Source organism: Stenotrophomonas sp. P5_A9, assembly GCF_056400525.1.
The window spans coordinates 14,949-40,097 of sequence record NZ_JBFULC010000036.1 but is presented as its reverse complement, the minus strand read 5'-3'; the positions used below and the strand labels follow the sequence as shown (position 1 = coordinate 40,097).

22 protein-coding genes are annotated in these 25,149 nt (G+C 66.5%); 12 read left to right on the top strand and 10 right to left on the bottom strand.

Going from position 1 to position 25,149, the window contains the following annotated elements:
* Positions 1–592 precede the first annotated feature (592 nt).
* The 6 genes from AC1DR7_RS12750 to AC1DR7_RS12725 all read right to left on the bottom strand — a co-directional run bounded on the left by AC1DR7_RS12750 (position 593) and on the right by AC1DR7_RS12725 (position 7,069).
* Positions 593–1,438: an ABC transporter permease subunit gene (locus tag AC1DR7_RS12750; protein ID WP_457317980.1), complete on the bottom strand. Its 846-nt coding sequence runs from the start codon at positions 1,436–1,438 to the stop codon at positions 593–595.
* Positions 1,435–2,346 (bottom strand): ABC transporter permease subunit, encoded by a 912-nt coding sequence (locus AC1DR7_RS12745; RefSeq protein WP_256777249.1) that lies wholly within the window; start codon positions 2,344–2,346, stop codon positions 1,435–1,437. Before AC1DR7_RS12745 ends, AC1DR7_RS12750 begins: the two co-directional genes overlap by 4 nt.
* Complete coding sequence (locus AC1DR7_RS12740; RefSeq protein ID WP_457317981.1) at positions 2,343–3,476, bottom strand: ABC transporter ATP-binding protein; 1,134 nt, start codon at positions 3,474–3,476, stop codon at positions 2,343–2,345. The genes AC1DR7_RS12745 and AC1DR7_RS12740 overlap by 4 nt, the downstream gene beginning before the upstream one ends.
* A 161-nt stretch (positions 3,477–3,637) precedes the next feature.
* The gene (locus AC1DR7_RS12735) at positions 3,638–4,744 is read right to left on the bottom strand and encodes a polyamine ABC transporter substrate-binding protein (RefSeq protein WP_256777250.1); all 1,107 of its coding nucleotides are present in this window, start codon (positions 4,742–4,744) and stop codon (positions 3,638–3,640) included.
* 136 nt (positions 4,745–4,880) lie between these two features.
* Positions 4,881–6,314 (bottom strand): glutamine synthetase family protein, encoded by a 1,434-nt coding sequence (locus AC1DR7_RS12730; protein WP_478052630.1) that lies wholly within the window; start codon positions 6,312–6,314, stop codon positions 4,881–4,883.
* Positions 6,311–7,069: a gamma-glutamyl-gamma-aminobutyrate hydrolase family protein gene (locus AC1DR7_RS12725; RefSeq protein ID WP_457317983.1), complete on the bottom strand. Its 759-nt coding sequence runs from the start codon at positions 7,067–7,069 to the stop codon at positions 6,311–6,313. Before AC1DR7_RS12725 ends, AC1DR7_RS12730 begins: the two co-directional genes overlap by 4 nt.
* Before the next feature lie 142 nt (positions 7,070–7,211).
* On the opposite strand from AC1DR7_RS12725, the gene AC1DR7_RS12720 reads away from it, so the two are divergent.
* Both AC1DR7_RS12720 and AC1DR7_RS12715 read left to right on the top strand, forming a co-directional pair.
* A complete protein-coding gene (locus AC1DR7_RS12720; RefSeq protein WP_457317984.1) occupies positions 7,212–8,513 on the top strand; it encodes an NAD(P)/FAD-dependent oxidoreductase in 1,302 nt (433 codons plus the stop codon).
* 258 nt (positions 8,514–8,771) lie between these two features.
* Positions 8,772–10,379, top strand: a complete 1,608-nt coding sequence (locus AC1DR7_RS12715; RefSeq protein WP_457317985.1) for an MASE1 domain-containing protein — start codon at positions 8,772–8,774, stop codon at positions 10,377–10,379.
* 132 nt (positions 10,380–10,511) lie between these two features.
* Here the strand turns inward: AC1DR7_RS12715 and AC1DR7_RS12710 are convergent, their stop codons facing one another.
* Positions 10,512–10,949 (bottom strand): hypothetical protein, encoded by a 438-nt coding sequence (locus AC1DR7_RS12710; protein WP_256777255.1) that lies wholly within the window; start codon positions 10,947–10,949, stop codon positions 10,512–10,514.
* A gap of 224 nt (positions 10,950–11,173) precedes the next feature.
* Between AC1DR7_RS12710 and AC1DR7_RS12705 the strand changes: the two genes are divergently transcribed.
* On the top strand, positions 11,174–12,514 hold the full coding sequence (locus tag AC1DR7_RS12705) for a diguanylate cyclase (protein ID WP_457317986.1): 1,341 nt from the start codon (positions 11,174–11,176) through the stop codon (positions 12,512–12,514).
* Between the two features lie 70 nt (positions 12,515–12,584).
* A complete protein-coding gene (locus AC1DR7_RS12700) occupies positions 12,585–13,046 on the top strand; it encodes a bacteriohemerythrin (RefSeq protein ID WP_256777257.1) in 462 nt (153 codons plus the stop codon).
* On the opposite strand, the gene AC1DR7_RS12695 is transcribed toward AC1DR7_RS12700, so the two are convergent.
* Entirely contained in the window at positions 13,027–14,319 is a 1,293-nt protein-coding gene (locus AC1DR7_RS12695; protein WP_256777258.1) for an MFS transporter, read from the bottom strand. The two genes, AC1DR7_RS12700 and AC1DR7_RS12695, sit on opposite strands and share 20 nt — an antisense overlap.
* Before the next feature lie 251 nt (positions 14,320–14,570).
* On the opposite strand from AC1DR7_RS12695, the gene AC1DR7_RS12690 reads away from it, so the two are divergent.
* Positions 14,571–14,762 carry a hypothetical protein gene (locus AC1DR7_RS12690; protein WP_457317988.1) on the top strand — a complete coding sequence of 64 codons (192 nt, stop codon included), beginning with the start codon at positions 14,571–14,573 and terminating at the stop codon, positions 14,760–14,762.
* A 6-nt stretch (positions 14,763–14,768) separates the two neighbouring features.
* Here the strand turns inward: AC1DR7_RS12690 and AC1DR7_RS12685 are convergent, their stop codons facing one another.
* The gene (locus AC1DR7_RS12685) at positions 14,769–16,271 is read right to left on the bottom strand and encodes an aldehyde dehydrogenase (protein WP_478076508.1); all 1,503 of its coding nucleotides are present in this window, start codon (positions 16,269–16,271) and stop codon (positions 14,769–14,771) included.
* Between the two features lie 110 nt (positions 16,272–16,381).
* Between AC1DR7_RS12685 and aptA the strand changes: the two genes are divergently transcribed.
* From aptA to AC1DR7_RS12655, 6 genes are all read left to right on the top strand, one after another.
* A complete protein-coding gene (gene aptA, locus AC1DR7_RS12680) occupies positions 16,382–17,734 on the top strand; it encodes an omega-aminotransferase AptA (RefSeq protein ID WP_478076507.1) in 1,353 nt (450 codons plus the stop codon).
* 79 nt (positions 17,735–17,813) lie between these two features.
* A complete protein-coding gene (locus tag AC1DR7_RS12675; protein ID WP_457317991.1) occupies positions 17,814–18,689 on the top strand; it encodes a ParB N-terminal domain-containing protein in 876 nt (291 codons plus the stop codon).
* 208 nt (positions 18,690–18,897) lie between these two features.
* A complete protein-coding gene (locus AC1DR7_RS12670) occupies positions 18,898–20,190 on the top strand; it encodes a DUF445 domain-containing protein (protein ID WP_457317992.1) in 1,293 nt (430 codons plus the stop codon).
* Between the two features lie 95 nt (positions 20,191–20,285).
* Positions 20,286–20,687, top strand: a complete 402-nt coding sequence (locus AC1DR7_RS12665) for a DUF4124 domain-containing protein (RefSeq protein WP_478054280.1) — start codon at positions 20,286–20,288, stop codon at positions 20,685–20,687.
* A 66-nt stretch (positions 20,688–20,753) separates the two neighbouring features.
* On the top strand, positions 20,754–21,044 hold the full coding sequence (locus AC1DR7_RS12660; protein ID WP_457317994.1) for a type II toxin-antitoxin system RelE/ParE family toxin: 291 nt from the start codon (positions 20,754–20,756) through the stop codon (positions 21,042–21,044).
* Between the two features lie 37 nt (positions 21,045–21,081).
* The gene (locus tag AC1DR7_RS12655; protein WP_256777266.1) at positions 21,082–21,387 is read left to right on the top strand and encodes an addiction module antidote protein; all 306 of its coding nucleotides are present in this window, start codon (positions 21,082–21,084) and stop codon (positions 21,385–21,387) included.
* Between the two features lie 6 nt (positions 21,388–21,393).
* Here AC1DR7_RS12655 and AC1DR7_RS12650 read toward each other — a convergent pair whose 3' ends face one another.
* Positions 21,394–22,608 (bottom strand): aminotransferase class V-fold PLP-dependent enzyme, encoded by a 1,215-nt coding sequence (locus tag AC1DR7_RS12650; protein ID WP_478052629.1) that lies wholly within the window; start codon positions 22,606–22,608, stop codon positions 21,394–21,396.
* A 285-nt stretch (positions 22,609–22,893) separates the two neighbouring features.
* Here AC1DR7_RS12650 and AC1DR7_RS12645 point away from each other — a divergent pair, with 285 nt between their 5' ends.
* The gene (locus AC1DR7_RS12645; protein WP_478052628.1) at positions 22,894–25,125 is read left to right on the top strand and encodes a TonB-dependent siderophore receptor; all 2,232 of its coding nucleotides are present in this window, start codon (positions 22,894–22,896) and stop codon (positions 25,123–25,125) included.
* Positions 25,126–25,149: the final 24 nt, after the last annotated feature.

The following is a 25,149-nucleotide window of genomic DNA, read 5'->3' as shown; positions in this document are numbered from 1 at the left end:
TGGGCACGGTGCGGGTGGGATGCCGGGACACGCCGTGAATCCATCCGTGGAGGCTCGCGGGCGCCATCCATGGCGCCCGACGGTCCCGGCATCCCACCCGCACCGTGCCCAGACAGTTGGCCGGGGCCGGATTGAGAGCAAGAGCCGGCCGCCCGTTTTTTTGGAGGGGGAGAGAAGAGCAGCCGGGCATGGCCCGGCTCTACCGCGGGATCAGCGCACGATGAACGGGTAGAGCCGGGCCATGCCCGGCTGCTCTTGAACCCTTCCCTCGCGGCAAAGTGCGCTCGCGCTCGCTTTCGCCCTGCTCCACCCAACAAAGGGGCAAACAATCCGTCAGGCGTTGGCGTGGGTGGGTGGATTGGCGGGACCCTCAAGCCGCATGGATGCGGCTTGGGAGCCTACACGGGTGAAGGCGCATTGCTCGCGAGGAACTGCCTCGCATGCGACTGAACGCACGGCCGCCAGCGGCTGGGCCGGGCCGCGGAGCGGGACTTGCGGCGTATCCCGCCAACCCACCCACGCCAACGCCAACTCAGATTTCAGTCCCGCTGTTGCCGTTGCGGTCGCTCTAAAAAGAACAGCTGCACCCACCCTACCCCTTGTCCTGCAGCGCCATCTGCATGTCGCGCTGACGCCGCTTCTCACCGCGCGCAGTAACGAACCAGCCCACCACCGCCGCGATCGACACCGCCAGCACCATCAGCGTGGCCAGCGCGTTGATCTCCGGCTTGATCCCCATCCGCACCGATGCGAACACCTTCATCGGCAGCGTCGTCGAATTCGGGCCGGCCACGAAACTGGCGATCACCACATCGTCCAGCGACAACGTAAAGGCCAACAACCAGCCGGCCACCAACGCCGGGGCGATGATCGGCAACGTGATCTGGAAGAACACCTTCAACCGGCTCGCCCCCAGGTCCATCGCCGCCTCTTCCAGCGAACGGTCCAGCTCCTGTAACCGCGAGGACACCACCACCGTCACGAACGACAGCGTGAACGTCACATGCGCGATCCAGATGCTGGTCACCCCGCGTGCCGGGAAGCCCGGAATGCCGCCCATCGCCACCAGCAGCGTCATCAGCGAAAAGCCCAGGATCACCTCGGGCATCACCAACGGCGCGGTGATCAGCGCGCCGAACATGGTCTTGCCCGGGAACCGCTTGAACCGCGTCATCACCATCGCCGCCATCGTGCCCAGCACCGTCGACGCGCACGCCGTCCAGAACGCCACCTCCAGGCTGATCCACAACGCATCCAGGATCTGCCGGTTGTTGAACAGTTCCCCGTACCAGCGCGTGGAGAAGCCCGACCAGACCGTGGCCAGCTTGGAGGCATTGAACGAGTACACCATCAGCAACAGGATCGGCAGGTACAGGAACGCGAACCCCAGCCCCAACACCGACCACCCCAACCACCGGCTGCCGCGCACCATGCTCATAGCAGCTTCCCTTCCAGCTCACGCTGCTGGACCCGGTTGAACAGCAGGATCGGCACCAGCAGCAACAGCAGCATCACGATCGCCACCGCCGAGGCCGTGGGCCAGTCGCGGTTGTTGAAGAACTCACCCCACAGCACCCGCCCGATCATCAGCGTGTCCGGGCCACCCAGCATCTCCGGAATCACGAACTCGCCCACCGCCGGGATCATCACCAGCATGCAGCCGGCGATGATGCCGGTGCGCGACAACGGCAGCGTGATCCGCAGGAAGGCCTGCCACGGCTTGGCCCCGAGATCGTAGGCGGCTTCGAGCAGACGGTTGTCCAGCTTGACCAGGTTGGCGTACAGCGGCAGCACCATGAACGGCAGGTAGCAGTACACGATGCCGATATAGGCCGCGGTCGGCGTGTACAGGATCTGCAGCGGCGCATCGATCAACCCCAGCTTCAGCAGCAGCTGGTTGAGCAGCCCGTTGCGGTCCAGGATGCCGATCCACGCATACACCCGGATCAGGAACGAGGTCCACGACGGCAGCACCACCAACATCATCGCCACGTTGCGCGCGGCCGGCGACATCCGCGAAATCACGTATGCCATCGGGTAGCCGATCAGCAGCGTCAGCAGCGTGGCGATCACCGCGATCTTGATCGAACTCAGGTAGGCCAGCACGTACTGGTTGTCCTTCACCAGCGCTGCGTAATTGCCCAGGTTGAGCTTCAGCGAGAACGCGCCATCCACGTATTCCAGCAGCCAGGTATACGGCGGCGAGCCGACCTGCGTGCGTGAGAACGAGATCATCAGGATGATCACGAACGGTACCGCGAAGAACAGCAGCAGCCACAGGTACGGCGCGGCGATCACGCTACCGCGGGTACCGGGGAGCCAACGCTTCCAGCCGGCGGCGTTCATGCGGTGAGCACCACGCCGTCGTTGTCACGCCAGCACACCCACACGCTGTCGCCCCAGGTCAGCCCGTCGCTGGCCCAGCGCTGCGAATTGGCGAAATTGGACAGCACCTTGGCCCCGCTCGGCAGGCGCACGTGATAGACCGAATGGCTGCCGAAGTAGGCGATTTCCTCGATCACGCCCTGTGCCTTGTTGGTGTCCCCGGCCGGCTCGTCCTTGCCGATCATCACCTTCTCCGGGCGCAGCGCGAACGCCACCGGCTGGCCTTCGTAGCCGGTGATGCCGTGGGCCACGTAGATCGGCGCCGGGAACAGCGGCGTGCGCACGGTGACGTACTCGGGCAGGTCCTCGTCGATCGCCCCGTCGAACAGGTTCACCGAGCCGATGAACTCGGCCACGAAGCGGTTGGCCGGCTGCTCGTAGATTTCGTCCGGCTTGCCCACCTGCTGGATCCAGCCGGCATCCATCACCGCGATGCGGGTGGCCATGGTCATGGCCTCTTCCTGGTCGTGGGTGACCATCACGCAGGTCACCCCGGAGGTCTCGATGATGTTGACCAGCTCCAGCTGCATCTGCGAACGCAGCTTCTTGTCCAGCGCGCCCATCGGCTCGTCCAGCAGCAGCAGCTTGGGCCCCTTGGCCAGCGACCGCGCCAGCGCCACGCGCTGCTGCTGGCCACCGGACAACTGGTGCGGCTTGCGCTTGGCCAGCTTCCCCAGCTGCACCAGCTCCAGCATCTCGCCCACGCGTGTGCGGATCGCATCGCGGGCCAGGCCGTCCTGCTTGAGCCCGAAGGCGATGTTCTGCTCCACCGTCATGTGCGGAAACAGCGCGTAGGACTGGAACATCATGTTGATCGGCCGCTGGTACGGCGGCAGATCGTTGATGCGCTGGCCGTCCAGCTCGATGCTGCCCTTGGTGGGCGTCTCGAAGCCGCCCAGGCAGCGCAGCAGGGTCGATTTGCCGCTGCCCGAGCCGCCGAGCAGGGCGAAGATCTCGCCCTTGCGCACGTCCAGGCTGACATCGTCGAGGGCGACGAAGCCGTCGAATTCCTTGCGCAGCGCGCGGATGGACAGATAGCCCGGTTCGAGGACCGGCACGACCTCGCCTTCCGGCTTGGCATCAAATGGCATGGGGAGCGGCTCCGGGAGCGGCGGCGGGACGGGGGGAGCATCCCATTTTACCGGTGGTGGCAGCGTCATGCGCTACCGGATCGGGCGGCCTGCCCCCCACACCTGCGGGATGAATACCCTGAAACGACGACGCCGGCACGGGGCCGGCGTCGCAGGGGCGGTCAGCGACCGGTCTTCACCTCGGTCCACAACCGGGTGTAGAGCTTGTCCACCTCCGGAGTGTTGATCGAGTAGGTGAACATCTTGGCGGCCACGTCGGCCGGCGGGTAGATGGTCGGGTCGGTGCGGATCGCCTCGTCCACCAGGGCGGTGGCCTTGGTCACCGGGTTGGCGTAATGGATGAAGTTGGTGTTGGCCGCGGCCACCTTCGGTTCCAGCAGGTAGTTGATGAAGGCATACGCGGCCTCCGGGTGCTTGGCATCCTTGGGGATGGCCAGCATGTCGAACCACTGCGGCGCGCCTTCGCGCGGGATCGAGTAGGCCACGGTGACGCCGTTGTTGGCCTCGGCCGCGCGGTCACGAGCCTGGATGATGTCGCCCGACCAGCCCACCACCAGACAGGTGCCGCCGTTGGCCAGCGAGCCCACGTACTGGGAGGAGTGGAAGTTCTGCACGTACGGGCGGATGCCCTTGAGCAGCGCGGCGGCCTTTTCCAGCGTGGCCGGGTCCTGGCTGTGCGGATCTTCGCCCAGGTAGTGCAGCGCGATCGGGATCATGTCCGAGGGGGTGTCCAGGATGGTGATCCCGCAGTCCTTCATCTTGGCGATGTTCTCGGGCTTGAAGATCAGATCCCAGCTGTTGGCGATGTCGGTGCTGCCGCCGAAACGCTGCTTGAGCAGTTCCACGTTGTAGCCGATGCCGGTGGTGCCGATCATGTACGGCACGCCGTACTGGTTGCCCGGGTCCTGCTGGGCGATGCGCTTCATCACGTCCGGGTCGAGGTTGGCCAGGTTCGGGATCTTGCTCTTGTCCAGCGGCAGGAACACCCCGGCCTTGATCTGGCGGCCGAAGAAATTCAGCGTCGGCACCACCACGTCGTAGCCGCTGTTGCCGGCCAGGAGCTTGGTTTCCACCATCTCATCGCTGTCGAACACATCGTAGGTCACCTTGGTGCCGGTGGCCTTCTCGAAGTTGGGGATGGTGTCTTCGGCGATGTAATCGCTGTAGTTGTAGACGTTCAGCACCTTGCTGTCGTCGTCGGACTTGCCGCCGCCACAGGCGCTGAGTACGGATACGGCAATGCCGAGGGTGAGGATTCGCAGCTTCATCGGACTCTCCACAGGTCAGGTGCGAGATGGGGGAACCGGCCAGACCGGTACGACGGCTGCCAGCCTAACGGGCATGCCCGTATTTTCCCAGCACATGGCCCTCACGGCCATGCCGGATCTGGCGACGCGGCGCCGTTCAGACGTTGAGCAGCAGGAATTCACGCTCCCACGAGCTGATCACGCGGAAGAAGGTCTCGTATTCCTTGCGCTTGACCGACACATAGGCCCGGCAGAAGCGCTCGCCCAGCATCTCGCGCAGTTCCGGGCAGCCTTCCAGCCCGTCCAGCGCCTCGCCCAGCGAGCGTGGCAGGTCGTAGCCCAGTTCCTTGGCGCTGCCGCTGATCGGCGCGGTGGGGGAGCCCTGCTCGCGGATGCCGAGCAGGCCAGCAGCCAGGGTGGCGGCGATCGCCAGGTAGGGGTTGGCATCCGAGCCGGCAAACCGGCTTTCCACCCGCATGTTCTCCGGGGTATCCAGCGGCACGCGCAGCCCGCAGGTGCGGTTGTCGAAGCCCCAGTGCACGTTGCTCGGGGAGACCTCGCCGAACATCAGCCGGCGGTAGGAATTCACGTTCGGCGCGAAGAACGCCATCGCCATCGGCACGTATTTCTGCAGACCGGCCAGGTAGTGCCCGAACAACGGGCTGAAATCCTCACCGCCATGCTCGCCGGTGAACACGTTGCTGCCGTCGCTGATCCGCAGCAGGCTCTGGTGGATGTGCATCGCACTGCCCGGCTCGTTCTCCATCGGCTTGGCCAGGAAGGTGGCGTAGATGCCGTGGCGCATCGCCGACTCACGCATGGTGCGCTTGAACAGAAACACCTGGTCGGCCAGATCCATCGCATTGGCATGGGTGAAGTTGACCTCCAGCTGCGCCGCGCCGGATTCGTGGATGAGCGTATCCACGTCCAGCTTCATCGCATCGCAGTAGTCGTACATCAGATCGAGGATCGGATCGAACTCGTTGACCGCATCGATCGAGTAGGACTGGCGCGCGGTTTCAGGGCGACCGGAGCGGCCAGCCGGCGGCAGCAGCGGGAAGTCCGGGTCGGTGTTCTTCTGGACCAGGAAGAACTCCAGCTCCGGTGCCACCACCGGGCGCAGGCCGAGTTCGGCATAGGCATTGAGGACGCGCCGCAGCACGTTGCGCGGGGCCAGCTCATGCGGCTCGCCGGTCTTGGTGAAACAGTCGTGGATGACCTGGGCGGTGGGATCGGTGGCCCACGGCACCATGCGCACGGTGTCGGCATCCGGGCGCAGGATCATGTCCGAATCCGACGGTGAGGTCAGCTCGTAGTAGTCGTCCGGGAACTCGCCGGTAACCGTGGTGGCGAAGATGCCCTCCGGCAGGCGCGTGCCGTAATCGTGCGAGAACTTGTCGGCTGGAATGATCTTGCCGCGCGCGTTGCCGGTGATGTCCGGTACCAGGCACTCCACCTCGGTGATGCGCCGGTCCTTGAGCCAGCGCAGCAGCGTGCTCTCCTCGGGCACCGCCGGTGCGGCGGCCTTGCGCGAAGAAGAGGCCGCTTTGCGCGGGGCTGTGGCTTTACGCGAACGCGTTCGGGTGGTCATGACCGGTCTGCTTTGCAGGAGTAGCGGCGACAAGCATCGCCGAAGGCTTGGAAAATACGGTGATGGAACGGGTTTTCAGTGACACGCCATTCCGGATGCCACTGTACTCCGAGCACGAAGGCGTGCGCGGGGTTGCGCGCGGCCTCGATGAGGCCGTCATCGGCGCGTGCCTCGACCCACAGCCCCGGCGCGAGGCGATCAATGCCCTGCCCGTGCACCGAATTGACCGCGATCGCCTCGGCGCCGGCCCAGTCGGCCAGCCACCCGCCCTGGGCCAGCCGCACCGGGTGCGCCGGACCGTACTGTTGTTCGACTGCCGCGTCCGGATCCTCGCGATGGTCCATCAGGCCAGGCACCTCGTGCACGCGCTGATGCAGGGTGCCGCCGAGCGCCACGTTGAGTTCCTGGAAGCCGCGGCAGATGGCCAGCACCGGCAGGTCGCGGGCAAGTGCAGCCTGCAGCAGCGACAGCGCCGTGGCATCGCGCGCGGGATCGTGCAGATTGCCGGGCCAGCTGGGCGCGCCGCCGTAGTGCTGCGGCTCTATGTTGCTCACCGCGCCGGTCAACAGCAGGCCATCGAGACGGTCCAGCCAGTCGTCGGCCGGCAGCGCAGGCTGCAGACTGGGCAGCAGTACCGGGGTGACCGCGGCAGCCGCGCGCAGCGCGCGGATGTACTTTTCGCCGGCGACCGCGAACCGGTGATGACCCAGCATCGTGCTGTCGGTGGGCAGGCCGACCCAGGGGGGCGAAACCATGCGTCATGCTCGGATGACCTGCCTGCACGTTACCGCTGGGCTACGACCCGGCGCAACCGGCGTCGGTCCGTCACATGCCTGCGCGCCGGCCTGCGACAGACTGGCCGCTGTTCCGGGGCCGGGTTGCTGGCATGCTGTCGCCATGAGTTCCGATTTTTCGCGCCATTCCGGCCAGGACCACGTTGCCAGCTGGTACGCCGACAGCGTGCCGGCCCAGCCCTTGCGTGCGCCGCTGGCGGGCAATCTGGACACCGACGTGTGCGTGCTCGGCGCCGGCTACACCGGCCTGTCGGCGGCGTTGTCGCTGGCCGAGCGCGGCTTCCGCGTGGTGGTGCTGGAGGCGCAGCGGATCGGCTGGGGGGCGTCCGGGCGCAACGGCGGCCAGGCCATCGTCGGCTATGGCTGCGAGGTGGACACGCTCGAACGCCTGGTGGGTGCGGACGATGCCCGCCACCTGTTCGATTTCTCGCGTGAAGGCATGGCGCTGCTGCGGCATCGCCTGCAGCGCTACCAGATCGACTGCGACTGGCGCGATGGCCATGCCAGCGTCCCGATCCGCCCGCGGCAGGAGCGCATGCTGCGCGCGGGCATGATCGAACTGGCCGAGCGCTACGGCTATCCCCTGCAGTGGTGGGACCGCCAGCAACTGCGCGAGCAGCTGGACAGCCCGCGCTACAGCGGGGCGATGTTCGATGCTGCCAGCGGGCACCTGCATCCGCTCGCCTATGCGCAGGGCCTGGCACGCGCGGCCGAAACCCTGGGGGTGACGATCCTGGAACAGTCGCCGGTGCTGCAGCTGGTCCGCGGCGCACGCCCCCAACTGCGTACCGCACGGGGGACGGTGAGCGCCGATCACGTAGTGATCGCCGGCAACGCGCTGCTGCAGGGCATCGCACCGGAACTGGAAGCGCGGATCATGCCGGTGGGCACCTACATCGGGGCCACGCCGGCGCTGGGCGCCGAACGCGCACGCGCCTTGATCCGCAACGACATGGCCGTGGCCGATGTCAGCTGGGCCCTGGATTACTTCCGACTCAGCGCCGACCACCGGCTGTTGTTCGGCGGGCGCGCCAGCTATTCGGCGTTGCCGCCGCCGGGCCTGCACGGGGTGATGACCCGGCGCATGCACCAGGTGTTTCCGCAATTGGCCGATGTGGCCATGGAGCAGGTCTGGGGCGGTTACGTGGACATCACCCGCAACCGCGCACCGGACTGGGGTCGGCTCACCCCCAACGTCTATTTCGCCCAGGGCTTCTCCGGGCACGGCGTGGCCGCCACCGGCCTGGCTGGCGCGGTGTTGGCCGAGGCCATTGCCGGACAGGCCCAGCGGCTGGATGTGTTCGCGCGGATTCCGCACGCGCGTTTTCCGGGCGGGCGACTGCTGCGTACCCCGCTGCTGGTGGCGGCGATGTCGTGGTACAAGCTGCGCGATGTGCTGTGGTGAGCGCTAGATCCTTCGGAGCCCCATCTGTCATGTAGTAGACCGTCCTTCGGACAGCCGTTCGCAGCAAGCGTCCAAGTTGCCAACTAAAGGCTTGCATTTGATCACGCCAGGCTCGGCGACCTGACGAAACGCATCTTTTCGCTCTATTCCTATAATCTTTCTGCGCAATTGCACAATCCGCCGCGTGTCGATACCGTCCAAACCGAACGCCATAGTGTTTCGCATGGATGTTGATCTGGCACGGGCAGGAGGAAATACGTGCGACGAGATTGGTGGAAAGATGGGCTTCAACTGAGTTTGCGCATTCGCCCGGTCGGGCTTGTCCTCGCTGTTGTATATGCCTTTGCATGCTGGGGTACACGCAAACTCTCTCTCGACCAGTTTTACCTGCCTGCAGGTGTGCGTGTCGCCGCGCTGCTGCTCTGCCCGCCACGACTGTGGCCTTACCTGTTCCTGGGCGAGTACGCATATTTCGCCCAGATGCGCTACCCGATGGTAGAAAAGTATGGCTTGGCGTGGGTCATCCTCGCGTCGGGCTCTTTGATGCCTACGGTGGCATCGATCGTGCGGCTGCACCGTAGAATGATGACCACTACGTCCCAGGCTTGGCTGCTCTCGGTTGGGGCGGCGTCGGCCATAGCCGTCACCTCGTTGAACCTGATCCTGATGCACTTGCTTTGGCCGACCCCGGACGTACCAATACTCACCGGCGCGGCGCGTTATATCGTGGGTGACTTCATCGGAATTCTGACGGTTGCCCCACTTGCCCTGCTTTGGGCGAAGAGGCACACCGAACCGGCATGGACACGCCGGTTCCTGGCGCCAAGCGTTGCTGGATTGGCGCTGATGATCCTGATTGGCGTATCTACGACGCTGATTCCTGCAGAATCTGCCACGGCCAAGACCAGCCTTCAGTTATTGATGGCGCTACCGGCGATTGCACTTACTTGTCTGCTGGGGTGGCGTGGAGCCGCGGTGGCCGTGCCATCGCTCAATCTGATCATTGGCCTTACGACGCCAAAGCCGTATCCATTGGCATTTGATCCCACAACGTTTACGACACAGATGGTCATGGCCATTGCGGGTGTCGCGCTACTTCTATTCGGATCGCGTATCACCCACTACTATCACCGCTACCGAATGCGGGACGATGGCGAAAGAAATGCCATAAAGCTGGCCCGGAATTCGCATATCGCCAGCGAGAAGGGTCTTCGCGAGCGTGCGCTTCACCTCAGGAAGCTCGGAGACGGCATGGACGTCTATCTCAAAGAAGTGGTGAGCTGGCTGAAATTACAGGGCCACCACGAGATAGCAAACGTGCTGTTGAACACTGCAACTGTGCATTCCCGGTTGTTCCGCGCGCAGGCAAGCATGGTGTATCCCACCGCGTTGGATCAACTCGGCCTGTACGTGGCACTGCAGACTGGCGGCGTGCGTGAATGCTGGGAACTGAGCAACCGGGTGAACCGGCCTCGACTCGAAGGCGACCCATGCACGCTGAGCAAGGGGCTGCAACTGGCTGCCTATCGAGCTCTCAATGAAGCAGTATCCCTGCTTCTGGAAAATGAGCCTGGGCAGCTGATGGTCCGCGCGCGATGCAGGGGTTTCGGTTCGCAGCGAGGAATTCTCGTCGTGGTGGCACTGCTTGACTCGACACGCCCACTGTCCGCAACAACCGCCGCAATGGTCGATGAGCACTTGGCCGGATTGCCTCTCGCTTACGGAGGCCTCGTACAGTGTCGGCGCAATCGGGTCCGGATGGTGCTGACGGAAACCGCGGAGCGCTCATCCAATGGATCTGCGCCCCACCACAGCCCCGGCCGCGGGAAGGCTGCTGACTTGGACAACAGCCAGGCGCTTGGTTGATCACACGGCCTATCCGGCTGCTGCCTGCACTGCACGTGATGAATTGCCCGCCTATTGTCCACTCACACACGTGGAACCGGGCGCTGCCGCCCCGGAGCGGCAGCACCTCGACCCTGACTGTTCGTCCACGTGCTAACGCTGCTGGTCGGCGACCTCGACAGACCACACCGCCTCGGCGCCGTGTCCGTAGAGAACCAGCGAGAAGCCCGCATCTCGATAAACCTCGGCCCGCGCTGCGTTCGTGGCGGGTTGTACACGTTGCGACGGCAACGACACCCTCGCACGGCTTTCGCCAGCGGGCAGGACCCAGAACGCATCATCGGCATTGCCGATAATCACCTGCACACGTCCGGCAAGATCATTCACCTGGAAATACGAGATGCCGTCGCGCTGGAATCCATACAGGCGCCACTGCGGATCCAGACTCAGGTTGGCCGCAATTGGCTGGGCCTGGCCCAGTCCGCTTCTTGCCAGATGGACCCCGTGGCCATCGGACTGGGCCATCGCCAGCATGGGAACAGCAGCCAGAATCACACTGGCCACGCCACTACCAATACGTGAAAAATGCACGTCCACCTCCTGATCATGGCCATTGAAGGACTCTCTTCGGATAGTACCTGCTGGCCCTCCCTACATCGAACGGAGAAGCCGCAATCGGCCCGTTTCACCCAAATCGCCGACCAGCTGACAACAATCAGGGCCTATGCGACGCTCAGCTGCTCACGCCGGGCCTAAAGTTGCAGATGGAGCGGCCGCTATCCCTGCCGACCCACTCGAAATCGAGCGTACGCCAAATGCCGGCTTTGTTGCAGGGCGCTTTCGACAGCGACCCCGGTGATGCCTTGCCCCAGCGGATCCTGCTGGTGGAAAACTCGCGCACGTTCACCAGCATGCTGCGCGAGGCGATCGAGCAGCGCCTGGAGCTGCCGGTGTCCGTGGCCACCAGCCTGGCCGAAGCCGGCCGCCTGCTCGACCAGGAACAGGGCTGGTTCCTGGTCCTGACCGGGCTGGTGCTGGCCGATGGCGACCGCGACAACGTGGTGGAGTTCTTCCTGTCGCGCGGGTTGCCCACCGTGGTGGTCAGCGGCGTCTACGACGAAGACCTGCGCAAGCGCGTGCTGCAACAGCAGATCATCGACTACGTGCTGAAGAACACCCCCGGCAGCGTCGACTACCTGGTATGGCTGGTGCAGCGCCTGGAACGCAACCGACGCATCGCCGCGCTGGTGGTGGACGATTCGATGTCGGCGCGGATGTACGCCGCCTCGCTGCTGCGCATGTACGGCCACGAGGTCTACGAAGCGGCCGATGGTGCCGAGGGGCTGAGGGCGATCGAGGCGCATCCGGCGATCCGGCTGGCGGTGGTCGACCAGGAAATGCCCGGCATGGAAGGCGTGGAGTTCACCCGTCGGCTGCGCACGCTGCGTTCGCGCGACAAGGTGGCGGTGATCGGCATTTCCGGCAATACCGATCCGTCGCTGATCCCGCGCTTCCTGAAGAACGGCGCCAACGACTTCCTGCGCAAGCCCTTCTCGCGCGAGGAGTTCTTCTGCCGCGTCTCGCAGAACGTGGACCAGCTGGAGTTGATCGGCACGCTGCAGGACCTGGCCACGCGCGACTTCCTGACCGGGCTGCCCAACCGGCGCAGCTTCCTGGAGCAGAGCCAGCGCCAGTTGCCGCAGCTTCACCACGACGATGCGTTGGTGGCGGTGGCGATGATCGATATCGATCACTTCAAGCACATCAACGATACCCACGGCCACGAAGCCGGCGACGATGCACTGCGCGCAGTGGCCGGCGCCGTCGCCGCGCATGCACGCGAGGAGGACCTGATCGCGCGCTTCGGCGGCGAGGAGTTCTGCCTGCTCGTGCCGGGCCTTGAGGAAGACGAAGCCCGCGGCTATTTCGAGCTGCTGCGCCAGCGCATCGCCGCGCTGGAAGTGAAGGTGGGCGGGACCACCCTGCGCATGACCGTGAGCATCGGCCTGTGCTGCCTGCGCCCGCAACACGACTCGCTGCACCGGCTGATCTCTGAAGCCGACCGGCAGCTTTACCTGGCCAAGGCCGGTGGCCGCAACCAGGTCAGCTGCACCAGCGTGGCCAGCGCCGCCCGGGAAGCGGCGCTGACGCCTTGATCGAGATCAACGCGGTGCCGCAGCCCCGCACCTAGAGTCGTTCCCAGTTGAACATCACGGGGAACGCACCATGGCACTTCTGGTCTGGCAGGACGACCTGAACATCGGCATCGACGTCATCGACCACCAGCACATGCGGATCGTGGAGATGCTCAACCACCTGCACGTGGCGCAGAGCAGTCTGCAGCGGTTGGCGGTGGCCGAGGTGATCGACGAACTGGTGGACTACACCATGTCGCACTTCGCCTTCGAAGAAGAGCTGATGGAAGAAGCCGGCTACCCGTTCTGCGCCGCGCACAAGCGCGTGCACGAAATCTTCGGCAAGCGCGTGTCCGAGTACCGGCTGCGCTTCCAGTCCGGCGAGGACGTCACCGACGAACTGCGCACCATGCTGTCGCGCTGGCTGTTCAACCACATCCGTGGCGATGACAAGGCCTATGCGCCGCAGGTCAAGCAGCACCTGAACCAGTTCGCCCGCGAGCACCAGCAGGGCAGCTGGCTGGGGCGTACGCTCAAGCGCTTCTTCCGCTGAGCGCGGCGCGTCGGCCCATCGCCAACAGGGCCAGGATGGTGACCAGGGCGGTCAGGCAGAGGTAGTAGCCCACCGCGAGCAGGCCGAAGCGTTCGGCCAGCCAGGTGGCCACATACGGTGCCGGCGCCGCACCAAGAATGCCGGCCAGGTTGAACGACAGCGACGCGCCGGTGTAGCGGACCTGCACCGGATAGATCTCGGCCAGGAAAGTGCCGCACGGGCCGTAGGTCAGCCCCATCAGGAACATGCCCAGCGACAGGAAGCCCAGCACCAGCCACGGGCTGCCGGCCAGGAACAACGGCGCGAACAGCACGCCGAAGGCCAGGATAAGACCACTGGCCACGATCATGGTGCGGCGGGTGCCCCAACGGTCACCGTACAACGCCGACAGCGGGATGCCGGCGGCGAAGAACAGCATGCTGGTCATCTGCAGCAGCAGGAAATCCGAGCGCGTGTAGTGCAGCACCGTGGTGCCATAGCCCAAGGTGAACACGGTCATCAGGTAGAACAACACGAAGGTGGCAAACGCGCCCAGCGTGCCCAGCACCAGCGCCAAGGGGTGCTCGCGGATGACCGTCCACATCGGCAGCTTGACCCGCTCGTTGCGGTCCAGCGCCGCCTGGAACTGCGGGGTCTCGTGGATGTTCAGCCGTACCCACAGGCCCACGGCCACCAGCAGCGAGCTGGCCAGGAACGGGATGCGCCAGCCCCACTGCAGGAAGTCGGCATCGCTCATCAGGCGGCCAAGCAGCAGGAAGATGCCGGCCGAAAGCAGGAAGCCCAACGGCGCGCCAAGCTGCGGGAACATGCCGTACCAGGCGCGCTTGCCGGGCGGCGCGTTCTCGGTGGCCAACAGCACCGCCCCACCCCACTCACCGCCCAGGCCCAGCCCCTGGCCGAACCGGCACAAGGCAAGCAACGCCGGCGCCAGGATGCCGATGCTGGCATGCGTGGGCAGCAGGCCGATGGCCACGGTGGACACGCCCATCGTCAACAGCGCCGCCACCAGCGTGGCCTTGCGCCCGATCCGGTCGCCGTAATGGCCGAACACCGCCGAGCCCACCGGACGCGCCACGAAGGCGACCGCGAAGGTCGCCAGCGACTGCAGCAGGGCGGCGCCATCGCTGCTCTGGGGGAAGAACAGGTGCGGGAATACCAGCACCGCCGCCGTGGCGTAGATGTAGAAGTCAAAGAACTCGATGGTGGTGCCGATCAGGCTGGCCAGCAGGATGCGGCGCGGGGAGTTGACGGCAGGTGCGGCAGGAGTCGACATCGGGCACACGGAAAAGGGCAGCTGCCGGATTCTGCCACGCCCCCGCCCCGGCGCGGGCGATGGTTGCAGACGTGACCGTCAGCCTGCGACCGCCCACGCAGCCCGTGCGACGCAGTGGAACTCCAGGCGCAGGCAGCGCTCAGAGCAGGTCGATGCCGTCAGGATGGACAGGGAATGTCGTCGTCGAGGAAGTCTTCGCCGGGCCTGCGCGGGTGCCACGAGTGCGCGATCGGGGTGGTGAGCGCTTCCGCATGACGCGCGGCCTCACTCCCGAACAGATCGTGCAGGGCATCGCCCAAACACTGCGGATGTGGCCGCCGGGCTACGTCGTCGATCCGTGCCGGTCGAGTACCGCACAGGTCGACTATTTCCAGAACGCGCTCAACGAACGCGACCGCGACCTGCTGCGCGAAGCGCTGATCCACCAGCGCCAGGATTGCTGACCCGGCTCACTCCCCCAGGTGAATCCAGGTTGCCTTGATCTCGGTGTACTTGTCGAAGGCATGCAGCGATTTGTCGCGGCCGATGCCGGACTGCTTGTAGCCGCCGAACGGCGCGGTCATGTCGCCGCCATCCCACTGGTTGACCCACACGCTGCCGGCGCGCAGCTGGCGGGCCACGCGGTGGGCGCGGCCCAGATCGCCGGTCCACAGCCCCGCAGCCAGCCCGTAGCTTGAATCGTTGGCCAGGCGCAACGCATCGGCCTCATGGTCGAAACCAAGCACGGACAACACCGGCCCGAAGATCTCCTCGCGCGCGATGGTGTGGCTGGCGTCCACCTCATCGAACACGGTGGGCTGCACGTAACTGCCGCCGGCCACCACCTCCACCCGCTTGCCACCGAGCAACAGGCGTGCGCCTTCGGCCTGGCCACGGTTGATGTAGTCCAACACATGCTCGGCGTGTGCGTTGTCCACCAGCGCGCCCATCGGCGCGTCCGGATCGAAGGGATGCCCCGGCTGCATGCGGCGCGCGTGGGCCAGCACCCGGGTGACGAATTCGTCCTGGATGGAGCGCTGTACCAGCAGCCGCGAGGCCGCCGTGCACACCTCGCCCTGGTTGTAGAAGATGCCGGTGGCCGCGGCCTGCGCCGCCTTGTCCAGATCCGGTGCGTCGGCGAACACCAGGTTGGGACTCTTGCCGCCGCATTCCAGCCAGGTGCGTTTGAGGTTGGAGCGCCCGGCGCACTGCAGCAGGCGTTTGCCCACGGCGGTGGAACCGGTGAAGGCCAGTGCGTCCACGTCCATGTGCAGGGCCAGCGGTTCGCCGGTGCGCTGGCCATGGCCGGGCAGCACGTTGAACACGCCCTCGGGCACGCCGGCCTCGGCAACCAGCGCAGCAAACCGGATCGCGCTCAACGGCGAGCGCTCGGACGGCTTGAGGATCAGCGAGTTGCCCGCCGCCAGTGCCGGGGCAATCTTCCAGCAGGCCATCAGCAACGGGAAGTTCCACGGCACGATCGCCGCCACGACGCCGATCGGCTCGCGACTGACCAGGCCCAACGTATCCAGCGCGGTCGGGGCGATCTCGCCGTACACCTTGTCGATGGCCTCGGCGGTCCAGCGCAGGCAGCGCACCGCGCCGGGCAGATCGCCCTGGCGTGCGTCGCGCACCGGCTTGCCCATGTCCAGGCTCTCCAGCAATGCCAGTTCGTCGGCGTGCTGTTCGACCAGGTCGRCCAGGCGCAGCAGCACCTGCTTGCGGTGCACCGGTGCCGYACGCGACCAGTGCCCGGCATCGAAGCTGCGCCGGGCGGCGGCGACCGCACGCTCCACGTCCGCCGCCGCGCAGTCGGCGACCTGGGCCAGCACCCGACCGTCGATCGGGCTGATGCAGGCGAACCGCGCGCCGTCGGCGGCGTCCACGTAGCGGCCATCGATGAAGGCCTGGCCGTGCACGACCAGTGCATCGGCCTGGCGCTGCCAGTCGTCGCGGGTGGGGTGGACACGCATGCAGTGCTCCAAGGGGGTGTTCGGGCTCCTTTTTATACCCGCCGTCCTCGCTGCGCATCGTGATGCATCTGCGATAAAGTCGTGATCAACCGGTTCCTGCGGAGATGCCGATGCGCCGTGCCGACACCCCGTTGTCGTCCCTGTCCCAGCAGCGCCCCGAGTCGCTGGAGGCGTTCTGGATGCCGTTCAGCGCCAACCGTCAGTTCAAGTCGGCGCCGCGCCTGCTGGTGCGCGCCGAGGGCATGTACTACCACGATGTCGACGACCGCCCGGTGCTGGACGCGGCAGCCGGGCTGTGGTGCTGCAACGCCGGCCATGCACGCCCGCGGATCGTGCAGGCGATCCAGCAGCAGGCGGCCATGCTGGACTTCGCCCCGCCGTTCCAGATGGGTACGCCGCTGCCGTTCGTGCTGGCACAGCGACTGGCTGCCCTCGCCCCGGCCCCGCTCAACCATGTGTTCTTCAGCAATTCCRGTTCCGAAGCGGTGGATACCGCGATGAAGATCGTGCTGGCCTACCACCGGCTGCGTGGCGAGGGTCAACGGACCCGCTTCATCGGCCGCGAGAAGGCTTACCACGGGGTCGGTTTCGGCGGTATGTCGATCGGCGGGCTGCCGAACAACCGAAAGACGTTCGGGCCGCTGCTGGCCGGCAGCGATTTCCTGCGCCACACCCTGGACCTGTCACGCAACGCGTTCAGTCCCGGCCTGCCCCGGCACGGTGCCGAGCTGGCCGAAGACCTGGAGCGGCTGATCGCGCTGCACGATGCTTCGACGATTGCCGCGGTGTTCGTCGAACCGATCGCCGGCTCGGCCGGGGTGATCCTGCCCGCGCCGGGCTACCTGCAGCGGCTGCGCGAAATCTGCGACCAGCACGACATCCTGCTGGTGTTCGATGAGGTCATCACCGGTTTCGGCCGGGTCGGCAACGCCTTCGCCGCACAGCGCTTCGGGGTCACCCCGGACCTGATGACGCTGGCCAAGGGGCTCACCAACGGCGCGGTGCCGATGGGCGCCACGCTGGTCTCGGACACGGTGCATGCGGCCTTCATGCAGGGCCCGCCCGCGGCGATCGAGCTGTTCCATGGCTATACCTATTCGGCCCATCCGCTGGCCTGCGCCGCCGCGCTGGCCACGCTGGACACGTATGCCGAAGACCACCTGTTCGAGCGCGCCATCGAGCTGGGCGAGTACTGGCAGTCGGCGCTGCACAGCCTGCGCGGGCTGCCGCACGTGATCGACATCCGCAACTTCGGGTTGATCGGCGCGGTGGAACTGATGCCACGCAAGGATGCCCCGGGCGCGCGCGGCTACGAGGTGTTCGAACGCTGCTTCCGCGATGGCGGCCTGCTGGTGCGCTGCACCGGCGATGTGATCGCGCTGTCGCCGCCGCTGATCATCGACAAGGCGCAGATCGACCGTATCGTGGAAATCCTGGGCGACATGATCAGCGCCACCGGCTGAGCCTGAATCGGGCGGCGACGACGGCGACCGCCGCGATCCTTACAATGGTCGGTCACGTTTCGCTCGCGTACCGGATTGCATGGACATTGTCGTCAAAGAAGAACTCAAGGCCTACATCGATCCCCTGACCCCCGACGAGCACGACGCGCTGGAGCGCAGCATCCTGGCCGAAGGCTGCCGCGATGCACTGGTGCTGTGGGGCGATGTGCTGGTGGACGGGCACAACCGGTTCGGCATCTGCCAGAAGCACGGGTTGCCGTTCCAGACCGTGCAGAACACCCGCTTCCAGTCGATGGATGATGTGCACCTGTGGATGATCGAGCAGCACCTGGGTCGGCGCAGCGTGTCCGACTTCCAGCGCGGCGTGCTGGCGCTGCGCAAGCGCGACATCCTGGCCGAGCGCCGCCGCATCGAGCAGGCCCAGCTGCAGAAGGAAAGCGACGGCGAGATCGCCGACGCCGGCCCCGAGAGCGATGAGGACAGCCCGCCGTGGGCCGCTGCGCCGAAGGTCAGCCGTGCCGACATGGCGCGCGAGGCGCGGCTGAGCAGCAGCCAGGTGACGATGATCGAGCGCATCCACAAGCAGGCCGCCCCGGAGCTGGTGGAAGCGGTCAAGACCGGCGTCATCTCGATCAGCGCGGCAGCGGCCGTGGCTGACCTGCCCGAAGCGGAGCAGCGCGCGGCGGCGGTCGGCGGCAAGGACGAGCTGAAGCAGGCCGCCAAGCGCGTGCGCGAGGCCAAGCGCAAACCGCGCAAGCCGGTGCAGGAGGTGCTGCACAGCGCCGATGACGGCATGGAGATCGCCCCCAGCCGCGAGGCGGAAATCGCTGACGCGCTCAGTGCGCTGGGCGAGGGCCCGGCCGAGCTGCGCCAGCGCGTGATCGCGCTGACGCTGGAGAACGATGCACTGCGCCAGCAGCTGGCCGCGCTGCGCAAGCAGTTGGCCGAGGCCTGAGGTAGTGCCGGCCGTTGGCCGGCAAGTTCATGAACCTTCGGTGGGGTGGGCGTGGTTGCCGGCCAGCGGCCGGCGCTACCTCTCTTCGATGGGTGGGCGTGGTTGCCGGCCAGCGGCCGGCACTACCGCTCTTCGGTGGGGTGTGCGTGGTTGCCGGCCAGCGGCCGGCACTACCGGGCGATCATGCGGGGGTGGTTAGACTGTTGGCATGACGACCATTTCGCCGCCCGACCCGCGCCGCGCCCAGCTGCGCCGTCTCAAACTGATCGCGCTGGCCATGCTGGTGGCGATGCTGGCCGGTTTCGTGGTCAGCCACTGGCAGGGCGAACGCGGCATCTGGGCCTGGGTCTCGGCGTTCTGCGAGGCGGCCGCAGTGGGCGCGCTGGCCGACTGGTTCGCGGTGGTGGCCTTGTTCCGCCGCCCGCTCGGCCTGCCGATCCCGCACACGGCGATCATTCCGCACAGCAAGGAGCGCATCGCCGACAGCCTGGCGGTGTTCGTGCGCGACCAGTTCCTGGAACCGAAAGCACTGCTGGCGCGGCTGCAGGTGTTCGACCCGGCCAGCCGGCTCGGCAGTTGGCTGGCCGATCCGGCACGCTCGAAACTGCTCGCCGACATGGCGCGCGGCTGGGCATTGCAGGCGCTGGACTTCCTCGACGAGGCCGCCGTCCGGCGCAGCATCCAGGGCTTTGTGATCCAGCAGTTGCGGCAATGGAACGCCGCGGCCACCGCCGGCGAACTGCTCGGCCTGCTCACCGCCGACAACCGCCACCAGCTCGTGCTGGACGAAGGCCTCACCCGCGTCAGCGAATGGCTGGACAACCCGTCGGTCAAGCAGCGCGCCTCCGAACTGATCGTGCGCTACCTGCAGCGCGAATGGCCCAAGCTCGCCAGCACGGTCAACTGGGTCAAACCGATCGATGAAATCGGCGACAGCCTCGCCGAACGCATGGCCCATGCGGTGCTGGAGGAGCTGCAGCAGATTCTGGCCCAGCCCGAGCACCCGCTGCGCCGGGACTATGAGGCCTGGCTGGCCGACTACATCCAGCGCCTGCGCAGCGACCCGGCGCTGGCCGACAAGATCGACCAGATCAAGCAGCAGGTGATCGACCACCCGGCCGTGCAGGACTACGTGCAGGGGCTGTGGGAACGCATCCACGCCAGCCTGCGCGCGGACCTGTCCAGCGAAGACTCGGCGCTGGCCGGTCACCTGCGCCGCAGCCTGGCCTCGGTCGGCCAGGCGTTGCAGGACGATCCCTCGCTGCGCGACGCCCTCAACCAGCATCTGATGGACGGCGCCGAACGCCTCACCAGCCGGTTGCGCGAGGGCGTCACCCAGCACATCGCGCAGACCGTCAAGGGCTGGGACGAGCGCCACCTGGTCGAACAGCTGGAACTGAGCGTCGGCCGGGACCTGCAGTTCATCCGCTTCAACGGCACCCTGGTCGGTGGCCTGATCGGCCTGCTGCTGCACGCGGTGACGGTGTGGATGCACTGGTAGCAGCGGCACCCCGGCTGACGATTTGACCGGGTGTTTTTGTGAAGTAGTTCGCGTATTCTGCCGCGCATTCCGGGCTGGAGTGGCCCACAGGGGGAATGATGCGACGGATCATCGTGACGCTGGCGCTGTGCGCGCTGGCCAGCAGTGCCCATGCCGGGCGCGTGTACAAATGCGCGGCCGGCGGCCAGACCATCTACCAGACCGAGCCCTGCCCGCCCGAGCAGGACACCGGCGTGACCCGGCCGATCACCAAGGACCCCAACCTGAGCTGGGAAGAGCGCACCCGCGCCCAGCGCGAGTTGTATGACGCGCGCCGCCGCATGCAGGCCGATGCCGGCCGCGGCCAGCCGGCGGTGCGTGGCACGGTGATCGACGGCTCGGTCGATCCGGAGCAGTGCCAGGACCTGCGCCTGCGCCGCGAGATGGGCGAGGCCTTCGGCCGCCCCGCCCCGCCGCGCATCGAGGACGAGATCAAGAGGGCGTGCGCGAAGCGGTGAGGGAGCGCACGACACCGTCAGCCTTGACGGTTGCACTTTGTATCCATATGGATACACTTTACCCCTATGGTATCGGTGCAGGCAACCGAGGCGTTCGACAGGTGGCTGCGCCGATTGCGCGACACCCGCGCCCGCGCGGTCATCGCAGAACGGATCCAGCGGCTGGCCAACGGCCTTGCCGGTGACGTCAAGACCGTCGGCGGGGGTGTCAGCGAACTTCGTGTTCACCATGGCCCGGGCTACCGCGTGTATTTCACGCGGCGTGGCAGGCAGTTGATCATCCTGTTGTGCGCCGGCGACAAGGACAGCCAAGGATCGGACATACAGAAGGCGCAACGGATTGCCGACCAGCTCTAGCGCGGAATGCCACGCTGCTCTCTCCAGGACCTACCCCATGCGCAAGCCCACACTCCTCGCTTTCGACCCTGCCGATCATCTGGTCGACGACGCCGCCATTGCGGTGTACCTGACCGAAGCGCTGGCGGCCGATGATGCCGTGCATTTCCAGGACGCGCTACAGGCGGTGACCCGCGCGCGCGGCATGTCGCAGGTTGCCGAGGCTGCTGGCCTGGGCCGCGAAAGCCTCTACAAGGCGCTGAAGCCGGGCGCACACCCGCGTTTTGACACGGTCCAGCGCGTGCTCGGCGCGTTGGGGGTGCGGCTGACCATCGAACCGCTGGAACCGCCTAGCGTTATCTGATGCTGCTCAGTCCAGTGCCGCCCGCACCGCCCCGACCAACGCGTCCATCTGCGCCGGGGTGCTGAAAATACCCGGGGTCACGCGCAGGCACGCGCCCGACGCCAGACCCTCGCGCGGAAGCACGAACACACCGGACTGGCGGACCATGCGTTCGGCGATGGCGGTGTTGTCGGCCATCGTGGTCTGGCCGTGCAGCCGGAACGAGGCAATGGCGCTGGACAGGCGCGGATCGGCCGACGCCAGCAATTGCACCCGGTCGTCATCGCGCAGCGCATCCAGCCAGCGGTTGCGCAGGTGCAGCAGCCGCGCACGCTTGTTGGCCACACCTATCCGCTGGTGCAGCTCGAGCGCGACCGGCAAGGCCATGTAGGCGGCGAAGTTGACCGTGCCGGTATGGATGCGGGTGCCGATATCGTCGTGGTCGGCCTCGCCCATGTAGGGATCGAGATCGCGCACCCGTCCGCGACGCACGTAGATCGCGCCGACACCGACCGGGGCGCCGATCCACTTGTGCAGGTTGATACCGACGAAATCCACGCCCAGCGCGCGCAGCGGCGTGTCGACCTGGCCGATCCCATGGGCGGCATCGAGTACCACCTCCACCCCGGCCGCACGCGCCAGCGCGGCGATCTCGGCCACCGGCAGCAGCATGCCGTTGCGGTGGTTGACCTGGGTGAGCAGCAACAGGCGCGTACGCGGGTGGCGGGCCAGCGCCTGCCGGTAGGCATCCACGATGCCGTCGTGGTCGAATGGCTCGGGCAGCACGATGCGCTGCACGTCCACGCCACGCCGTGCGTGCAGCCACTGCATCGCGTTGATCATGCTGTCGTAGTCGGTGTCGGTATACAGCACGCCATCGCCCGGGCCGAGCCGGTTGTAGCCACCGATCAAGGCCTGCATCGCCTCGGTCGCACCCCGGGTCAGCGCGATTTCGTCAGTGTCCACGCCCAGCGCCTGCGCCAGCTGCACCCGCGCCTGTTCAAACAGCGGTGGGAACGCCAGTCGACCGAACCAGGCGTTGCCGGCGTTCACTGTCGCGGTGGCCTGCTGGTAGGCCTGCAGCACCGGCCGCGCCATCGCGCCCCAGTAGCCGTTGTCGAGCATCACCACCTCGTCGGTGAGGTCGTACAGCGCGCGCACCTGCGCCCACCAGGCCTCGTCGCCGGCCAGTTGCGCAGGCGTGCGCCCGTCGATTGCAGGCAGCACCACCGGATCGCTCATCGATTTTCCTGCTGTGTGTGGGGACGCCAGTATGGCCACGCCGACGTGTCGAACCCATGCAGGATGCTTGCCGAACGAAATGATAATGACTATCATTCAAGCACTGGGTGTACGCCCAGCTTATCGGCCCCGAGGCCGCATGCCGTGCCTCGCCGCCTGCGCCCCACGTACATCCCCTGCTTCGATTCCGTTCCTGCCGGTGTTGCCGCCGGCAACGTGGCGTCGCGCCCAGCGCGGCCCGCAATGGATTGCATGACGCCACTTCACCCCTTTGGAATGCCTGCCATGTCTGCTGCACCTGCCTCGCCGCTGTCCCGACCGTCGCTGCTCGCCCTTGCCCTGCTCGCCGCGCTTGCCGGGCATGCGCCCAAGGCGCTGGCGGATGCCGCGCCGGCCGACGCCACCACGCTGGACACGGTCAAGGTCACTGCCGACGGCGATATCCCCACCTCATACACGGTCAAGCAGGCGCGCACCGCGACCAAGCTGGACCTGTCGCTGCGCCACACGCCGCAGTCGGTCACGGTGGTCACCCGCCAGCGCCTGGATGACATGGGCCTGTACGCGCTGTCGGACGTGATGGGCCAGGTCACCGGCGTGCATGTCTCGGTCACCGACAGCGAGCGCATCAGCTACATCTCGCGTGGCTATGCCATCAACAACTTCCAGATCGACGGCATGCTCAACACGTTCGGCGGGTCGCTCAAGACCAACACCGACAGCGTGATCTACGACCGCATCGAGGTGGTGCGCGGCGCCACCGGCCTGACCACCGGCGCCGGTGACCCGTCGGGCACGATCAACATGGTGCGCAAGCGCCCGACCAAAGACGTGGCGATGAGCGCCGGGCTCACCGTGGGCCGCTGGGGCAACCAGCGCCTGGAAGCGGACATCGGTGGCCCCATCGCGCTGGATGGACGCGTGCGTGCGCGTTTTGTCGCTGCCAAGCAGCAGAGCGATTCGTTCCGCGATGTCTACGCGCTGGACAAGGACGTGTTCTACGGCATCGTCCAGGCAGACCTCGGCGACAGCACCCTGCTGGAAGTAGGCTATGACTACCAGTCGCCCAGGACCACCGGCGTCACCTGGGGCGTGGTGCCGTACTGGGGCGCCGATGGCAAACCCGCCAACCTGCCGCGCTCGACCAACCTGTCGGCCACATGGAGCAGCTGGCCGATCGTGGAGAAAACCACCTTCGCGCGGCTGGAACAGCAGCTGGGCAACGGCTGGTCGCTCAAGGCGGCCGCCACCCAGGCCAAACGCGATACCGACGGCGATGTCTGGTACGGCGCCTCGGGCTATCCGCGCGCGGACGGCACCGGCGTGTCCGGCTTCATCTCCCACTTCGCCGAGCGCAGCCGGATGAACGTGTTCGACCTCAACGCCAGCGGCCCGTTCCAGTTGTTCGGCCGCGAGCATGAGCTGGTGGTCGGCATCGGCCAGTCGGTGCGCAAGGGCGAAGTGCCCGCCGCCGACTACGACTACAGCGGTGCCTACGGCCAGGTCCCGGACTGGCGCCACTGGACCGGCGATGTCGCCCCGCTGCCGGTGACCCGTTACGACTGGCTGTCCTCGGAAAACGAGCTCAAGCAGAAAGCCGCCTACCTGGCCGCGCGCCTGCAGCTGGCCGACCCGCTGCTGGCGGTGGTCGGTGCGCGTTACGGCAGCTGGGAAACCCGCACCTGGGCCTACACCCATGACGCGGCCGGCACGCTCACCGGCACCGCGCGCGGCGGCTACAAGCCGGACGATTCGCTCACCCCCTACCTGGGCGTGATCTACGACGTCAGCCGCGATGTCAGCGCCTATGTCAGCTACACCGACATCTTCCAGCCGCAGAACTATCGCGACCGCAACAACACCTACCTCGAGCCGGTGGTCGGCGACATGTGGGAAGCCGGTCTGAAGGGCGCGTTCTTCGGCGGTCGCCTCAACGCCTCGGCCGCGATCTTCAAGGGCGAGAAGGACAACGTAGCCGAGGTGGACGATACGGTACCGCCGGGCGCGTTGCCCGATGGCACCGATGCCTACCGCTCCACCGGCAAGGGCAACAAGGTCAAGGGCTGGGAGCTGGAAACCCAGGGCAGCATCACCGAGACCTGGAACATCTCCGGTGGCTTTGCCCATACCACCGTGCGCAACCAGGCCGGCGTGGCGCAGAACACCACCAACCCGGTCGATACCTTCCGCCTCAACACCAGCTGGCGTCCGGGCGGCGCAGACAATCGGCTGTCGCTGGGCGGCGGGGTGACCTGGCAGAGCAGGATCTACCGCAACAGCACCAAGCCCCGCGCCGATTACCTGACCAGTGGCCGCACCGAATCGGCGCTGATCACCCAGGACGCGTTCTACCTGGTCAACGTGTTCGCCGGCTATCGCTTCAACCCGAATTTCTCGGCGCAGCTCAACATCAACAACCTGCTCGACAAGAAGTACTACAGCAACGTCGGTTTCTACAACGGCGTGTACTGGGGCGAGCCGCGCAACGTGATGGTGACCCTGCGCTGGACGCTGTAACCGCTCTCCAAGGGAACGTTGCCC

What these genes read in the sequence shown, in the direction of transcription:
- AC1DR7_RS12645 (WP_478052628.1), top strand. Translation starts at nt 22,894, where the DNA reads ATGTCTGCTGCACCTGCCTCGCCGCTGTCCCGACCGTCGCTGCTCGCC.
- AC1DR7_RS12750 (WP_457317980.1), bottom strand. Translation starts at nt 1,438, where the DNA reads ATGAGCATGGTGCGCGGCAGCCGGTGGTTGGGGTGGTCGGTGTTGGGG.
- AC1DR7_RS12660 (WP_457317994.1), top strand. Translation starts at nt 20,754, where the DNA reads ATGGTATCGGTGCAGGCAACCGAGGCGTTCGACAGGTGGCTGCGCCGA.
- AC1DR7_RS12670 (WP_457317992.1), top strand. Translation starts at nt 18,898, where the DNA reads ATGACGACCATTTCGCCGCCCGACCCGCGCCGCGCCCAGCTGCGCCGT.
- AC1DR7_RS12675 (WP_457317991.1), top strand. Translation starts at nt 17,814, where the DNA reads ATGGACATTGTCGTCAAAGAAGAACTCAAGGCCTACATCGATCCCCTG.
- AC1DR7_RS12720 (WP_457317984.1), top strand. Translation starts at nt 7,212, where the DNA reads ATGAGTTCCGATTTTTCGCGCCATTCCGGCCAGGACCACGTTGCCAGC.
- AC1DR7_RS12665 (WP_478054280.1), top strand. Translation starts at nt 20,286, where the DNA reads ATGATGCGACGGATCATCGTGACGCTGGCGCTGTGCGCGCTGGCCAGC.
- AC1DR7_RS12735 (WP_256777250.1), bottom strand. Translation starts at nt 4,744, where the DNA reads ATGAAGCTGCGAATCCTCACCCTCGGCATTGCCGTATCCGTACTCAGC.
- AC1DR7_RS12655 (WP_256777266.1), top strand. Translation starts at nt 21,082, where the DNA reads ATGCGCAAGCCCACACTCCTCGCTTTCGACCCTGCCGATCATCTGGTC.
- AC1DR7_RS12690 (WP_457317988.1), top strand. Translation starts at nt 14,571, where the DNA reads ATGACGCGCGGCCTCACTCCCGAACAGATCGTGCAGGGCATCGCCCAA.
- AC1DR7_RS12695 (WP_256777258.1), bottom strand. Translation starts at nt 14,319, where the DNA reads ATGTCGACTCCTGCCGCACCTGCCGTCAACTCCCCGCGCCGCATCCTG.
- AC1DR7_RS12700 (WP_256777257.1), top strand. Translation starts at nt 12,585, where the DNA reads ATGGCACTTCTGGTCTGGCAGGACGACCTGAACATCGGCATCGACGTC.
- AC1DR7_RS12745 (WP_256777249.1), bottom strand. Translation starts at nt 2,346, where the DNA reads ATGAACGCCGCCGGCTGGAAGCGTTGGCTCCCCGGTACCCGCGGTAGC.
- AC1DR7_RS12725 (WP_457317983.1), bottom strand. Translation starts at nt 7,069, where the DNA reads ATGGTTTCGCCCCCCTGGGTCGGCCTGCCCACCGACAGCACGATGCTG.
- AC1DR7_RS12650 (WP_478052629.1), bottom strand. Translation starts at nt 22,608, where the DNA reads ATGAGCGATCCGGTGGTGCTGCCTGCAATCGACGGGCGCACGCCTGCG.
- AC1DR7_RS12740 (WP_457317981.1), bottom strand. Translation starts at nt 3,476, where the DNA reads ATGCCATTTGATGCCAAGCCGGAAGGCGAGGTCGTGCCGGTCCTCGAA.
- AC1DR7_RS12730 (WP_478052630.1), bottom strand. Translation starts at nt 6,314, where the DNA reads ATGACCACCCGAACGCGTTCGCGTAAAGCCACAGCCCCGCGCAAAGCG.
- AC1DR7_RS12705 (WP_457317986.1), top strand. Translation starts at nt 11,174, where the DNA reads ATGCCGGCTTTGTTGCAGGGCGCTTTCGACAGCGACCCCGGTGATGCC.